The organism is Micromonospora sp. NPDC002575, assembly GCF_042889525.1.
Classification (GTDB): Bacteria; Actinomycetota; Actinomycetes; order Mycobacteriales; family Micromonosporaceae; genus Micromonospora; species Micromonospora carbonacea.
The window spans coordinates 238538-252769 of record NZ_JBIARA010000010.1; the positions used below are offsets into that span (position 1 = coordinate 238538).

General features: G+C 76.6%; 13 protein-coding genes and 2 pseudogenes. 9 read left to right on the plus strand and 6 right to left on the minus strand.

Annotation, left to right across the window (positions count from 1 at the left end; genetic code table 11):
• Positions 1 to 35: 35 nt before the first annotated feature.
• Positions 36 to 773, minus strand: a pseudogene (locus tag ACFYWL_RS17730) (hypothetical protein); the annotation flags it as partial.
• A gap of 82 nt (positions 774 to 855) precedes the next feature.
• Complete coding sequence (locus tag ACFYWL_RS17735) at positions 856 to 1305, minus strand: SAV_6107 family HEPN domain-containing protein (RefSeq protein ID WP_386973703.1); 450 nt, start codon at positions 1303 to 1305, stop codon at positions 856 to 858.
• A 420-nt stretch (positions 1306 to 1725) separates the two neighbouring features.
• Between ACFYWL_RS17735 and ACFYWL_RS17740 the strand changes: the two genes are divergently transcribed.
• From ACFYWL_RS17740 to ACFYWL_RS17770, 7 genes and pseudogenes are all read left to right on the plus strand, one after another.
• Positions 1726 to 2709, plus strand: coding sequence for a DMT family transporter (locus ACFYWL_RS17740; protein ID WP_386973705.1), 984 nt, complete (start codon positions 1726 to 1728; stop codon positions 2707 to 2709).
• A gap of 186 nt (positions 2710 to 2895) precedes the next feature.
• Positions 2896 to 3384 carry a YbaK/EbsC family protein gene (locus tag ACFYWL_RS17745; protein ID WP_386973707.1) on the plus strand — a complete coding sequence of 163 codons (489 nt, stop codon included), beginning with the start codon at positions 2896 to 2898 and terminating at the stop codon, positions 3382 to 3384.
• On the plus strand, positions 3381 to 4118 hold the full coding sequence (locus tag ACFYWL_RS17750; protein WP_386973710.1) for a monooxygenase: 738 nt from the start codon (positions 3381 to 3383) through the stop codon (positions 4116 to 4118). Before ACFYWL_RS17745 ends, ACFYWL_RS17750 begins: the two co-directional genes overlap by 4 nt.
• A pseudogene (locus ACFYWL_RS17755) lies at positions 4115 to 4681 on the plus strand (GNAT family N-acetyltransferase); the annotation flags it as partial. The gene ACFYWL_RS17750 and the pseudogene ACFYWL_RS17755, both read left to right, overlap by 4 nt.
• Positions 4682 to 4755: 74 nt before the next feature.
• Entirely contained in the window at positions 4756 to 5625 is an 870-nt protein-coding gene (locus ACFYWL_RS17760) for a carotenoid biosynthesis protein (RefSeq protein WP_386973711.1), read from the plus strand.
• A complete protein-coding gene (locus ACFYWL_RS17765) occupies positions 5622 to 6749 on the plus strand; it encodes a glycosyltransferase (RefSeq protein WP_386973713.1) in 1128 nt (375 codons plus the stop codon). Before ACFYWL_RS17760 ends, ACFYWL_RS17765 begins: the two co-directional genes overlap by 4 nt.
• An 11-nt stretch (positions 6750 to 6760) precedes the next feature.
• Positions 6761 to 8251, plus strand: a complete 1491-nt coding sequence (locus ACFYWL_RS17770; protein ID WP_386973715.1) for a phytoene desaturase family protein — start codon at positions 6761 to 6763, stop codon at positions 8249 to 8251.
• Between the two features lie 87 nt (positions 8252 to 8338).
• Here ACFYWL_RS17770 and ACFYWL_RS17775 read toward each other — a convergent pair whose 3' ends face one another.
• Together ACFYWL_RS17775 and metF are read right to left on the minus strand one after the other, a co-directional pair.
• Positions 8339 to 9028 (minus strand): CDP-alcohol phosphatidyltransferase family protein, encoded by a 690-nt coding sequence (locus ACFYWL_RS17775; protein ID WP_386973717.1) that lies wholly within the window; start codon positions 9026 to 9028, stop codon positions 8339 to 8341.
• A 43-nt stretch (positions 9029 to 9071) separates the two neighbouring features.
• Complete coding sequence (gene metF, locus ACFYWL_RS17780) at positions 9072 to 9989, minus strand: methylenetetrahydrofolate reductase [NAD(P)H] (protein ID WP_386973719.1); 918 nt, start codon at positions 9987 to 9989, stop codon at positions 9072 to 9074.
• Positions 9990 to 10217: 228 nt separating this feature from the next.
• Between metF and ACFYWL_RS17785 the strand changes: the two genes are divergently transcribed.
• Positions 10218 to 10625, plus strand: coding sequence for a helix-turn-helix domain-containing protein (locus tag ACFYWL_RS17785; protein ID WP_386973721.1), 408 nt, complete (start codon positions 10218 to 10220; stop codon positions 10623 to 10625).
• 138 nt (positions 10626 to 10763) lie between these two features.
• Here ACFYWL_RS17785 and ACFYWL_RS17790 read toward each other — a convergent pair whose 3' ends face one another.
• Positions 10764 to 12314, minus strand: a complete 1551-nt coding sequence (locus ACFYWL_RS17790) for a non-reducing end alpha-L-arabinofuranosidase family hydrolase (protein WP_386973723.1) — start codon at positions 12312 to 12314, stop codon at positions 10764 to 10766.
• Between the two features lie 378 nt (positions 12315 to 12692).
• Between ACFYWL_RS17790 and ACFYWL_RS17795 the strand changes: the two genes are divergently transcribed.
• Complete coding sequence (locus ACFYWL_RS17795; protein WP_386973725.1) at positions 12693 to 13775, plus strand: polyprenyl synthetase family protein; 1083 nt, start codon at positions 12693 to 12695, stop codon at positions 13773 to 13775.
• 60 nt (positions 13776 to 13835) lie between these two features.
• On the opposite strand, the gene ACFYWL_RS17800 is transcribed toward ACFYWL_RS17795, so the two are convergent.
• Positions 13836 to 14228, minus strand: a complete 393-nt coding sequence (locus ACFYWL_RS17800) for an Rv2175c family DNA-binding protein (RefSeq protein ID WP_386973727.1) — start codon at positions 14226 to 14228, stop codon at positions 13836 to 13838.
• Positions 14229 to 14232: the final 4 nt, after the last annotated feature.

Below are 14232 nucleotides of genomic sequence, written 5' to 3' on the forward strand. Positions count from 1 at the left end.
GACCACGGCACATCGGACGACCGCAGCGGCGCGGCCGACGGCGGGACGGGGCGGAGCCGGCCGGCGGCCGAGCGGCCGGTGGCGGAGACGCCCGACGCGACGGGCGGGCGGGGGATGACCCGGGTGAGCGCGGCGCCGGGGAGCCACACCTTGATCTCCTTGGGCCGGGCCGCCGCGCCACGCCCCCGCGCGCAGATGGTGACCTCGCGCCGCCGCAGCCGGCCCCGGCCCTGGCCCAGCCCCTCCCAGACGCCCCGCACCACCTGCAACGTGACGTCCGCGCCGTCCCACCGGCCGTACGGGACGAGCACGCTGCCGCGCTGCCGCGCCCGGGCGGCCAGCCGGTTGGCCACGGAGGCGGAGACGGTGGCCGGCACGGCGGCGACCACCACGTCCACCCCGTCGATCAGGGCGGCGACGACGGTGGGCCAGTCCGGCCCGGGCTGCGGCACCAGGGCGAGCCGGTCCAGGGCGATGCCGGCCTCGGCCGCCGCCCCCGCGCCGAAGGTCGGCACCCCCACCACGGCGCACCACGAGCCGGCCCGGGACGCCTCGGCGAGCAGCGCCAGCACCAGGGAGGTGCCGCCGCTGCGCCGGGGCTCGCCGGCGGCGACCGCGATCGTGCTGCCCCGGCGCAGCCCCCGGCTGGGCAGCAGGCCGGTCAGCTCGGGGACCACCGGCAGCATCCGGTGCGCCCCGGCCGGGTCCGGCGCGCTCGCCGGACGGACCAGGCCGGCCAGTGCGGCGGAACCGACCACCATGCGGCCCGCCATCGGACCTACCCCCTGTCGTGCCTCGCCCGTCGTTGTCGGAGTGCGGGATGTCGCTCGAAGTGCTCGAAGTGCCGGGTGGCGGTCAGGCGGCGAGGCCGTCGAGCGCCGGCTGGTGGGCCAGCCCGAGGGAGGTCTCCACCACCGTCACGAACTGCTCGGCCGCCCGGAGCAGGTCGTCGGCCTGGCGGGCGCTGACCACCCGGGGGATGCCGGCCTCGGCGGCGGCGCGCTTGCCCGCACCGGCGGCGAAGTAGGCGGCCCACTCGTCCAACTCGGGGGCGACGGCGCAGAGCAGGACCCAGACGCTGGTGATGCGGTGTCGCCGAGTCGGCGCGGGGCGGGCGCGGGCGGCGAGCACGGCCGCGGCGGCGCGGAGGGCGGCGAGGTGGGCCGCGGCGTAGCGCAGGCCGTCGGGGCGGGTGCGGGCGGCCTCCGCCAGCCCTTGGCGGGCCACCGCGAGGAGCTGCGCCGGGGTGCGGTTCGGCAGCACGTGCGCCGGCACCGTCGGTGGCTGGGCCGGGTTGGTCGGCATGGGCTGTCTCCTCCACGTGGCCGGGGCCGGACGCGGCGGCCGGGGCCGCCGGCACGGGCCGGGTCGGGTGGTGCGGAGGAAGACGCACCGGGTGGGGCCGGCCGGGTGTGGACGCTTCCCCACACCACACCCGGCCGGCGACCGGCGGGTTCGTCGCCCGCCGCCCGGGGGTCGTGGGCGGCGGGCGACGCTCCTGCCTGACGGGCCCGGACTCGCGACTGCCCGGGACCCAGGTGCGGCCCGCGGAGCCGCACCGCCCGGGACCGGCGCCGCGAAACACCGTCCCGGGCTGTTGGAACGGGCGTTCGAGGCAATCGAACACTCGTTCTAACTGCTGCTGACAGTACACCCCGCGCCCGACGAAAACGCAACGTGCGGCGGCCTGCGTGCCGAAACCCACGGCGGCGCTAGCCTCTGCTGGTGACGACTCCCCGCCCCGCCCTCGGTGTCGCGATGGTGCTCGGCTCGGGAGCCCTGTTCGCCGTCAACGGCACGGTCTCCAAGCTGGTGCTCCGGGCCGGCCTCAACGCGCAGCAGCTGACCCTGTTGCGGGCTCTGGGCGCGGTCGCCATCCTGCTGCTGCTCAGCGTCGCGCTGCGTCCGGGGGCGCGCCGGCTGAGGGTCACCGCCCGGCAGCTCCCGCTGCTGCTCGGCTACGGCCTGACCGGCTTCTTCCTGGTGCCGATGCTCTACTTCGTCGCCATCTCCCGGCTGCCGGTCGGGATCGGCCTGCTGTTCGAATACTCCGCCCCGCTGCTGGTCGCCCTCTGGGCCCGGTTCGGCCAGCGGCACCGGGTCCGCCCCCGGCTCTGGGTCGGCCTGGCGCTGAGCCTCGCCGGGCTGGGCTGCGTGGCCGAGGTGTGGGGTGGGCTGCGGCTGGACGGCCTCGGCGTGCTCGCCGGCGTGGGCGCGGCGGTCTTCCTGGCCGGCTACTACGTGCTCGGGGCGCGGGGCGTGCAGGGCCGGGACACCCTGTCGCTGTGCACCTGGGCGTTCGGCGGGTCCGCCGTGGCCGGGCTGCTCACCCGGGCGGTCACCGCCGGCGTCGGGGGCTGGGAGCCGCTGACCGGCCGCGCCGGGGGCGTGCCGGTCGCGCTGCTCTGCGCGTACGTGGTGGTGCTCGGCTCCGTCGTGCCGTACCTGCTGGTGGCCGGCGCGATGCGGCACCTGCCCGCGACCAGCGTCGGGATCGTCGGCATGGTGGAGCCGGTGCTCGCCGCGGCGGTCGCCTGGGTCGTCATCGGCGCGGGCGAGGCGCTCAACGCCGCCCAGCTCGGCGGCGGCGCGCTGGTGCTGCTCGGGGTGGCGCTGGCCGAGTCGGCCCGGGCCGCCCCGCCCGGGCAGCAGACCGTGCCGCCCGCGCCCGACGCCGTGGTCACCGGCGCGCCCGCCGCCGCCCGCTGACCGCCGGGATTCCCGGTACGCGCACAGGGCTTCGCAAGGGGCCGGTCGAGGCCACCGCCGACGGCCAGGTCCGGGCCACCCCGGGCTGGCCGGGCGCCCGACCGACGGCGTGGGCCGGCGCGGCGTAGCCCGCCGGCGGCGTGGGTGGGTGCCAGCGGCGCAGCGGCGGCGGGGACAATGGGCGGCATGCAGCCACACCCGAACGTGCGGGCCGTGCAGGCGGCCCTCGACGCCGCGGGCGCGCGGGACGGCTCCGGCCGGCCCAGCGAGGTCCGCCTGCTGCCCGCGGCGGTGCACACCGCCGCGGCGGCGGCCGACGCGCTCGGCGTCGCCGTCGGCGCCATCGCGAACTCGCTCGTCTTCGCCGCCGACGACGCGCCGCTGCTGGTGCTCACCTCCGGCGCGCACCGGGTCGACGTCGCCGGCCTGGCCGCGCACCTCGGGTTCACCCACCTGCGCCGGGCCACCCCCGAGTTCGTCCGCGCGCACACCGGCCAGCCGATCGGCGGGGTCGCCCCGCTCGGCCACCCCACGCCGCTGCGCACCCTCGTCGACGTGGCCCTGGCGGACCACGACGAGGTCTGGGCGGCCGGCGGGGTGCCCCAGGCGGTCTTCCCCACGACGTACGCGGAGCTGCTGCGGATCACCGGCGGCACCGCGACCGAGGTGGCGTGAGCGGCGTCCCCGAGCTGGTCACCCTGCACGTCTGGCGGATCGGCCGGGCGGCCCTGCCCGGCGCGCTGGCCCGGATGGCGACGCACCCGGCGCGGCTGCGCCGCACCACCGGGGTCCGGTTCGGCAAGCTGCTCGGCACCGGGACGGGCACCGGCTTCGGCCCCGGCGACGCCGACCCGACCCGCTGGGCGGCCCTCGCCGTCTGGGACTCCGTGGCCGACGCCGCCGCCTTCGACGCCTCGCCGGTGGGCCGCTCCTGGGCCCGCGTCGCCTGCTCGTCGGCGCGGGTCGACCTGCGCCCGCTGACCAGCCGGGGCGAGTGGTCCGGGCGGCGGCCGTTCGGCGAGCCGCCCGGCGGTCGGGTCGCCGGTCCGGTGCTGGCGCTGACCCGGGCCCGGCTGCGGGCCCGCCGGGCGGCGACGTTCTGGCGGGCCGTCCCGCCGGTGGCCGCCGCCCTGCACGCCGCGCCCGGCCTGCTGGCCCGGTTCGGCGTCGGCGAGGCCCCGCTGGGCTGGCAGGGCACGGTCAGCGTGTGGCGCGACCCGGCGGACCTCGTCGCGTTCGCGTACCGTCACCCCGAGCACCGCGCCGCGATCGCGCGCACCCCCACCGCGGGGTGGTACGCGGAGGAGCTCTTCGCGCGGTTCGAGGTGCGCGACGTGGTCGGCGACCGGGCGGTGCTGGGGTGGGTCGCCGACGGCGACGCGGCAACGGCGAAGGATGGGCGGGCATGAGGCTGGTGCGCTGGACGCCGGACGACCTGGTCCGACGGCTGGACGACGTGGTGGCCGTCTACGGCGAGGCGATGAACTACCGGGCCGACCTGTTGGAGGCGCGGCGCGGCTACATCGCCACCCACGTGCGCCGCCCCGGCTTCCGCGCCGTGGCCAGCCTCACCTCCGAGGGGCACCTGGCCGGCTTCGGGTACGGCTACCTCGGCACGCCCGGCCAGTGGTGGCACGACCAGGTGCACCGGGCGCTGACCGCCGGTGCCCGGCGGCGCTGGCTCGCCGACTGCTTCGAGGTGGTCGAGTTGCACGTCCGGCCGCCCGCCCAGGGGCACCGCCTGGGCACCCGGCAGCTCACCGCGCTGCTCACCATGGCGCCGGGCAGCACCACCCTGCTCTCCACGCCCGAGGCCGACGAGCAGCGCTCCCGGGCCTGGCGGCTGTACCGCCGGTTCGGCTTCGTCGACGTGCTGCGCCACTTCCACTTCCCCGGCGACGAGCGCCCGTTCGGCATCCTCGGCCGGGACCTCCCGCTCACCCCGCCGACCCCGGCCGACCCGGCGGCGGCGAGCCCTGCCGACCGGGCCGGTCCCGCCGCCGCGCCGGCCGGCCCGGCCGCCTCGACACCGGGCCCGGCCGCGCCGTGACCCGGCCGGGGCTCCGGCCGCTGCTGCCCTGGGTGGGGCTGGGCGCGCTGGTCCTGGCCCAGATCTGCTACCCGCTCACCGCCGGTGCCACCAGGGCCGGGCTGACCGTGGCCACCGTCGTGCTCGGGTACGTCCTCTCGGTCGGCCACGCGCTGCTGACCCGGGGGCCCCGCGCGGCGGCGGCGCTGGTCGCGGTGGCCACCGGGGGCGGCTTCGCCATCGAGGCCATCGGGGTGGCCACCGGCTTCCCGTTCGGCAGCTACGACTACTCCGGCGAGCTGGGCCCGAAGCTGGCCGGGGTGCCGCTGGTCATCCCCCTGGCCTGGACCTGGATGGCCTGGCCCGCCTGGCTCACGGCGGCCCGGCTCGTCGGCCCCGGCGTCGCCCGGGTGGCCCTCGCCGCCGTCGGGCTCGCCGCCTGGGACCTGTTCCTCGACCCGCAGATGGTCGCCGAGGGCTACTGGGTGTGGCGGGACGCCACCCCGGCGCTGCCCGGCCTGCCCGGGGTGCCCGTCAGCAACTACCTCGGCTGGCTGCTGTTCGCGGTGCTGCTGATGGCGGCGCTGCGCCCGCTGGCCGGGCCGGCCGTCGACCGGGCGGGCCCCGGCGACGCCCCGATGTTCGCGCTCTACCTGTGGACGTACGCCTCCAGCATCCTGGCGCACGCGGTCTTCCTCGGCCTGCCCGCGGCGGCGGCGTGGGGCGCGGCCGGCATGGCGGTCGCCGCCGTCCCGCTGGCCCTGGCGCTGGGCCGCCACCGCCGGCAGGGCCCGCAGGACCGGCAGGGCCCGCAGGACCAGCAGGACCAGCAGAGCCAGCAGAGCCGGCAGCCCCAGCAGGGCCCGCCCGCCGACGCGACCGCATGACCGGCGTCCTGCTGCTGCTCGCCGCCGTCGCCGCGCTCACCGCGCACACCTGGGTCAACGCGACCCGGTGGCTGCGCCGCCCGGCCGGCGGGCCCGTCGAGGTCGCCGAGGCCGTCGCGGTGCTGCTGCCGCTGCGCGACGAGGCCGGCCGGGTCGCCCCGTGCCTGCGGGCGCTGCTCGCCCAGCGCGGCGTGCCCGGCCTGCGCATCGTGGTGCTCGACGACGGCTCCACCGACGGCACCGCCGACGTGGTCCGCGCGGTCGCCGGCGGCGACGACCGGGTCACGCTGCTCACCGGCGTCGCACCGCCGCCGGGCTGGCTGGGCAAGCCGCACGCCTGCCACCAGCTCGCCGCCCGCGCCGACCCGGCCGCCACCGCGCTGGCCTTCGTCGACGCCGACGTCGTCCTCGCCCCCTACGCGGTGGCGGCGGCCGTCGCCGAGCTGCGCGCCGCGCGGGCGACGCTGCTGTCGGCGTACCCGCAGATCGTGACCCGGACCCCGGCGGACCGGCTGGTGCAGCCGCTGTTGCAGTGGCTGTGGCTGACCTTCCTGCCGCTGCGGGCGATGGAGCGCTCGCCGCGGCCGTCGCTGGCGGCGGCCGGCGGGCAGTTCCTCGTGGTCGACCGGGCCGGCTACGCGGCGGCCGGCGGCCACGCCGCCGTGGCCGACCGGGTGCTGGAGGACGTCGAGCTGGCCCGCGCGGTCAAGCGCTCCGGCGGGCGGATCGCCCTGGCCGACGGCTCCCGGCTGGCCACCTGCCGGATGTACGACGACTGGCCGCAGCTGCGCGACGGCTACACCAAGTCGCTGTGGGCCTCGTTCGGCCACCCGACCGCGGCGGCGGCCGTGGTGGCGGCGCTGCTGCTGCTCTATACGGCTCCCCCGCTGGTGGCGCTGGCCGCCCTGGTCGCGGGCGTCCCGGCGGTCGCGGCGGCGGCGGCGCTGGCCTGGCTGCTCGGGGTGGCCGGGCGGGCGGTCAGCGCCCGCGCCACCGGCGGCCGGTGGTGGCCCGACGCGCTCGGCCACCCCGTGTCGGTCGTGGTCCTCGGCTGGCTGACCGCGCGGTCGTACCATCTGCGAAAGCGACGCCGCCTGTCCTGGCGGGGTCGCCCGGTCAGCTAGGAGGGCGCGTCATGGCGCGGATCGTGGTCGTCGGCGCCGGGGTGGGTGGGCTGGCCACCGCCGCCCGGCTGGCCGCCACCGGGCACGAGGTGACCGTCTTCGAGCAGGCCGGCACGGTCGGCGGCAAGCTCGGCCGGCACGTCCACGACACCCCGGCCGGCGCGTTCCACTTCGACACCGGGCCGAGCCTGCTCACCCTCCCGGAGGTCTTCCACGACCTGTTCGAGGCGACCGGCGCGAAGCTCGACGAGTATCTCGACCTGGCCCCGCTGGACCCGATCGTCCGGCACGTCTTCCCCGGCGGCGGGCCCACCCTCGACTCCTGCGCCGACCCGGGCGAGTTCGCCGGCCGCGTCGGCGCGGCGTTCGGCGACCGGGCCGCCGCGGACTGGCAGCGGCTGTGGCGGCGCGCCGCCCGGGTCTGGGACGCCTCGCACCGCGACGTCCTGCGCCGGGCCGTCGACTCGCCGCTGGACCTGGCCGCGCTGGCCTGGCGGCTGGGCGACCTCGCCGCCATCGCCCCCGGGCGCACCCTGCGCGGGCTGGGCCGCCGGCACCTGACCGACCCCCGGCTGCGGATGCTGCTGGACCGGTACGCCACCTACGCCGGGGCCGACCCGCGCCGGGCCCCGGCGGCGCTGGTCGCCGTCCCGTACGCGGAGCTGGCGTTCGGCGGCTGGTATCTGCGCGGCGGCCTGGGCACCCTCGCCGACGCGCTGCTGACCCGCTGCCTGGACCTGGGCGTGGTCGTGCAGACCAGCGCCGCGGTGACCCGGATCGACGCGGCGGGCGGCCGGGTCCACGGGGTACGCCTCGCCGGCGTCGCCGCGCCCGTGCCCGCCGACGTGGTGGTCGCCAACGTCGACGCGCTGACCCTCTACCGGGACCTGCTGCCCAGCCCGCGCCGGCTGGCCGGGCTCACCGACCGCAGCCTGGCCGGCTTCGTGCTGCTGCTCGGGGTGGCCGGCGGGAGCGGCCTGGCCCACCACAACGTGTTCTTCCCGCGCGACTACGACGCCGAGTTCGATGCGGTCTTCGGCCACCCCGGGCGGGGCGTGCGGGCCCGGCCCGCGCCCGACCCGACCGTCTTCGTCACCGTCGCCGCCGACCCGGCGGTGCGCCCCGACGGGCACGAGGCGTGGTTCGTGCTGGTCAACGCGCCCCGCCACGGCACCGCCACGGGCGCGGTGGACTGGCGGCGACCGGGCCTGGCCGACGCGTACGCCGACCGGGTCCTCGCCGTGCTCGCCGAGCGCGGCGTGGACGTGCGCGACCGGCTGGTGTTCCGGGAGGTGCGCACCCCGGCCGACCTGGACGCCGCCACCGGCACGCCCGGCGGGGCGATCTACGGCACGGCCGGCGGGCTGCTGCGGCCGGCCAACCGGGGGCCGGTGGCCGGCCTGTGGCTGGTCGGCGGTTCCGGGCACCCCGGCGGCGGCCTGCCGATGGTCGCCCTCTCCGCGCAGATCGTCGCCGACGCCATCGGCCCCGCCTGGGAGTAAGGAGGGGCACCTTGTTAACGCATTCTGTAGAGCAGGGGCCCCTTCTTAACGCCCCGCTGCGGCGGGCCAGCCGGCCTCGACGAGGGGTCAGCCGGCGTCGATGAGGGCGCGGCGGACGGCGGCGAGCAGCTGGCCCAGCCCGAAGCCGGCCAGCAGCACCCAGACGGCGGCGGCCATGGTGATCGTGCCGGCGGTCAGGTCCGGGTCGATCAGCCCGGCCAGGCCGGACAGCAGCAGCCCGACCAGGGCCACGCAGACCCGGGTGGGCCGCTCCCCCACGGTGACCGCGCCGATCTCCCGCATCCCGGCCGACACCGCCCGGGCCCGGACGTACTCGTGCAGCCAGGACAGCCCGCCGGCGGCGACGACCAGCGCCCCCGGCGCGCCCACCAGCCAGAACGCGGCCAGCCAGGCGGCCTCGCCGAGCCGGTCGGCGACCGAGTCGTAGACGTAGCCGAGCCGGGTGGTGCGGTTGGTGGCCACCGCCACCGCGCCGTCGACGCTGTCGGCCACGGAGGCGGCCAGCACGAACAGCGCCGCGAGCACCGGCCCGTTCACCGGCCGGACGGCGAACAGCGGCACGCAGAGGCAGAGCAGCACCCCCGCCACGGTGACGGCGGTCGGGGTGACCCGGAGCCGGCCCAGCACGTAACCGACGTGGTAGGCGAACCGCAGCCAGGCGCGGACCACCGGGGCCGCCGCCCGGGGGTCGAAGCCGCCGTGCAGCCGCGCCCACGCCGTCGCGTACTCGTCCCAGTTCAGCGAAGTGCCCACCACGGAACAACCGTCGCACCGGCGCCGTGGTGTCGCGCCACTGGGGTCACACCCGCGCGCCGACCTGCAACTGCTGCCAGACCTCCCGGGTCGCGGTGGAGCGGTTGAGGGTGATGAAGTGGATGCCGGGCACGCCCTCGTCGAGCAGCCGCCGGCACATCTCGGCCGCCTGCTCGATGCCGAGCCGGCGGACCGCCTCCGGGTCGTCGGCCACCTCGGCGAAGCGCGCGGCCAGGGCCGGCGGGAAGGGCGCACCGGACAGCTGCACGGAACGCTCGATCGTGCCGAGCTGGGTGACGGGCATCACCCCGGCCAGGATCGGGGTGTCGCAGCCCGCCGCCGCCACCCGGTCCCGCAGCCGCAGGTAGTCGTCGGCGTCGAAGAACATCTGGGTGATCGCGAACTCCGCACCGGCCCGGCACTTGCGCACGAAGTGCGCGGTGTCGCTGGCCACGTCGGGTGAGCGGGGGTGCTTGTAGGGGAACGCGGCCACCCCGACGCTGAAGTCACCGGAGTCGCGCACCAGCCGCACCAGGTCCTCGGCGTAGAGCACCCCCTCGGGGTGGCGGACCCACTCGCCGCCCGGGTCTCCCGGCGGGTCGCCCCGCACGGCCAGCACGTTGCGCACCCCGACGCCGGCCAGCCGGCCGATGACGTTGCGCAGCTCGGCGACGGAGTGGTTGACGGCGGTGAGGTGCGCCATCGGCAGCAGGGTGGTCTCGGTGGCGATCCGCTCGGTCACCGCGACCGTGGTGTCCCGGGTCGACCCGCCGGCCCCGTAGGTGATCGACACGAACGAGGGACGCAGCGGCTCCAGCTCGCGGATCGCCTGCCACAGCAGCCGCTCGCCCTGGGCTGTCTTGGGCGGGAAGAACTCGAACGAGAAGGTGGGCTGACGGTCACGGATCAGCTCCCCGATCGCCGGCTGCGGATTGGGGAGGACCGATGGTAGACCGAGAGCCATGGACCGACTCTAGCGGTCGGGACGCACCGCACCCAGGGCCTTCCCACCTGACGCGACCGCCCCGAGCCCCCGCGCCGACGGCGGTCCGGGCGGATCGTCGTACCCCTGGGGTAGACAGGCGGTAGCGCGGACGGGGCCCGCGCGGGGGTCAGCACCGACCGGCGGCGCGCCGGTCCCGCCTGGTGCGCGGGTCGACGCCGCCCTCGCGCCGACCCTGCCGGAGGACCCATGACGCCGACCACGCCGCCCGGCCCGGAGCCGCTCGGGCCGTTGCTCGCCCGGCTCCGGCGGGCCCGGGGCCGCAGCCAGCAGGCCCTCGCCGCCGAGCTGTGCGCCGCCTCGGGCGTGCCCACGCTGAGCCGGCACGAGGTGTCCCGCTGGGAGCGGCAGCTCCGGGTGCCGGGAGGCTTCTGGCTGGGCTGGCTGGCCGTGGTCCTGGCCGTGCCGGTGGAGCTGCTGGCCGACGCCGCCGGGCACGCCCGGAGCGCGCGCCACCGGGCGCTGCCGGCCGCCCCGGCACGCCCACCGGCCGGCGGCCCGACGCCCCGCGCCGGCCTGCGGCCGAGGGGCCCGGAGCGGCTGCGCCCGCCCCGGCACGCCACCCGCCCCGCCCGGCGGCGCAGCCGGCCCGCCTGACGCCCTGCCGCCTCTGACTCGCCACTGACGCCGAACGGTCGAGCGGCGGGCCCGGCCTACGCCGGACCCACCGCTCGACCGAAAGGCGGGCCTGGTGGAAACCCGGCCCGCCTTTCGTTGTCTCACCTGGTCATGGGATCAGCGGCGGAGGGTCAGCAGACCCGGCCGGTACGGCAGGAGGCCGTAGTCGACGCCGTCGGAGCTGGGGGAACGCCCCTGGTACAGCAGCTGCAAGTTGCACGGGTCGATCGTGTTCGTCTGATCCGCGCTGGTGCGTAGCAGCTCGCCGTGGCTGATGTCGTTGGTCCAGGTGGCACCGCTGTTGGCCTTGCCCGCGAACGGGTTGTTGTAGGTCGTCGCGTTCGGCGTCCAGGTGCCGCTCAGGCTGGTCGCCGTGAACGAGCGGAAGTAGCGCTCCCAGGAGCTGGTCCTGGCCTCGATGATCATCAGGTACTGGTTGCGGCCCTGCACCTTGTAGACCTGCGGCGCCTCGAAGATGTTCTCCGAGGTGTCGCTCATGATGGTCGTGTAGCTGGAGCCGAAGCTGCCCGGGAAGTTCCCGATCGGCATGATCTGGCGGTAGATCTTGCCGTTGTCGCCGGCGAAGAACAGGTACATGTTCTGGTCGTCGCCGATGATCGTCTGGTCGATCACGCCGGTGCCGGAGTCGGTGATCGTCGCGGTCGACAGGGGCTGCGGGGCCGACCAGCCGTTGGCGTTGGCGGGGTTGGTCGACGTGCGGTACGAGAACGACGTCGGGCCCCACTGGTGGGCGAGGACCCAGATGTTCTTCGGCGCGAAGTAGAACAGCGACGGCGCCACGGTGCTCTGGCTCATGGTGTTCTGGCTGGCCGAGCCGAGCTGGTTGAGGTTGTCGACAAGGCCGAAGTTCATCGAACCCCAGCCGCCGGTGGCGCTGCTGCTGTGGGTGGTGGCGTACACCAACTGCTTGCCCTGGTAGGGGGCGATGGTGAAGTCCTTGAGTGACGCCCAGCCGGCCTTCGGCTGCGCCAGCGGGCCGGTCGACGACCACCGGTACGTCGACGGCAGGTCGCACGTGCCGCCCGGCGGGGGCGTCGTCGGCGGCGGGGTGGTGGGGTTCGTCCCACCGTCGACGCGGACGAGCTGCCACTGCTGGTTGCTGCCGTTCCAGTCGTCGTACTGCACGATGTTGCCGCCGTCGGCGGTCGACGCGCCCTGCACCTCGATCACCTTGTTGCTGTTCCGGTTGATGAACCGGACGTAGCCACCGTCGGAGTCGGCCAACCGGAACTGCTGGTTCGTGCCGTTGAGGTCGCTCCACTGCACGATGCTGCCGCCGTTGGCGGTGGAGAAGTTGTAGACGTCCAGCACCTTGCCGGACAGCCGCGACTTCAGCCGGTAGTAGCCGCCGCCGGAGTCCACGAACTGCCACTGCTGCTGGTTGCCGTTGTTGCGCGTCCACTGGGTGATCCGCGCGCCGTCGCTCGTGGCCAGGTTGTAGACGTCCAGGGCCTTGCCGCTGTTGCGGTTGACCAACACGTACCACGCGTTCGTGTCGACCGTCGCCGCGGCGGCGGGCGTCGACACCGCGGCTGCGGCGGCCACGCCGAGCACCACCGCCGACACGCCGGCGGCGACGACCCGAGACAGCCACCCGCGCCGCTGCGGCGGCGGCGCGATCGATGGCGATCCACCAAGGGCAGACATGATCCTCCTCCAATGACCAGAGATGGGCAGCGCGGGGACGGCCGCGCGCTCGATGATGTGAGCGCTAACATCACGTACGCAGGCCTAGCGCACGCCAATCAAGACCAACGAAGCGGGCTTGCCCGGTAGCCGTAGGCGTCGTCGTCCTTGACCATCGACTGTGAGCGATAACACGCCGTTCGTCAAGTCGTAACTTTCGATACCCGGGCCGAGCGGCGCGCCCCGTCGGCGGCGAACCCACCCGGGCGGACCGACTCCGGGCCGCCGGCCCGGCGGCATCCCGTCGCCCGGACACCCCGCCTCGCCTGCACGAGCGGCCGGTGACACGCCACGCACCGCCGATGCGGCAGCCAGCGGGCGACCCGATAGCGTCGGGGCGTGACCCACGCTGCTCCCGTATCCCCCGTCGACCGCGCCGACCTGCGGCAACGGGTCGACAAGGCCCTCGCCGGGTTCCTTGCCGGCCAGCGCACCTGGCTGACGGCCGTCGACGAGGCCCTGGTGCCGGTGGCCGAGGCGATCGAGGCGTTCGTGCTGGGCGGCGGCAAGCGGCTGCGCCCCGCGTTCGCGTACTGGGGGTTCCGGGGGGCGGGCGGAGGCGACGCCGACCAGGTGGTCACCGCCCTGGCCGCGCTGGAGTTCGTGCAGGCCAGCGCGCTGATCCACGACGACCTGATGGACCGTTCGGACACCCGGCGCGGCGAGCCGGCGGTGCACCGGCGCTTCGCCGCCCGGCACCGGGGGGCGGGGTGGGGCGGCGACGCCGACGGCTTCGGCGACGCGGCGGCGATCCTGCTCGGCGACCTCTGCCTCGTCTGGTCCGACGAGCTGCTGCACTCCGCCGGGCTGGACCCACGGATCGTCGCCCGGGCCCGGCCCGTGTTCGACGAGATGCGCACCGAGGTCACCGTCGGGCAGTACCTCGACGTGCTGACGCAGGCCACCGGCGACACGTCGGTGGAGCGCGCGGGCAAGGTCGCCCGGTACAAGTCGGCCAAGTACACCGTCGAGCGCCCGCTGCTGCTCGGCGCGGCGCTGGCCGACGCGCCCGCCCACGTGCGGGCGGCCTACTCGGCGTACGGGCTGCCGCTGGGCGAGGCGTTCCAGCTCCGCGACGACGTGCTCGGGGTGTTCGGCGACCCGGCGCAGACCGGCAAGCCGGCCGGCGACGACCTGCGCGAGGGCAAGCGGACGTACCTCGTGGCGGCGGCCGTGGCGGCGAGCGACGACGCGGGCCGCGCGCTGCTGCTCGACCGGCTCGGCGATCCGGAGCTGGACGCCGGCGGGGTGGCGCGGCTGCGCGAGCTGATCGCCTCGACCGGCGCGCTGGCCCGCACGGAGGAGCGGATCGCGGCGCTGACCGAGACGGCGCTCGCCGCACTGTCGGCCGTCGACCTGGAGACCGAGGCCCGGCAGGCGCTGGTGGACCTGGCCATCGCCGCCACCCGCCGCACCGACTGACCCGCCCGCCACGCGGGCCGACCCGCGCCGGCCGGAGCGAAGACCAGCAGCCGGAACCGGTCAGAAGCCGAGTGCCTGGGCGCGGCGCTTCACCTCGCGGGCGTGGTCGCCGCCGAGCGTGGCCGCTGGGGTGCCGCCGGAGAGGGTGTCGTCGGGCTCGTAGAGCCAGCGCAGCGCCGCCTCGTCGTCGTAGCCGGCGTCGGCGAGCAGGGTGAGCACGCCGGGCAGGTGCTTGAGCACGGTGCGGTTGGCCACCAGGTCGGCGGGCACCCGCCGCACGCCGTCGCGGCGCACGGCGAGCAGCTCGCGGTCCCGGATCATCTGGTGGACCTTGCTGATCGACAGGCCGAGGCGCTCGGCGACGTCCGGCAGGGCCAGCCAGCCGGCCGGATCGGTCGGGCCGGCGAGGTCGGCGTCGGAGGCGGCCTGGCCGGAGGGTACGGAGTCGGTCACCCGA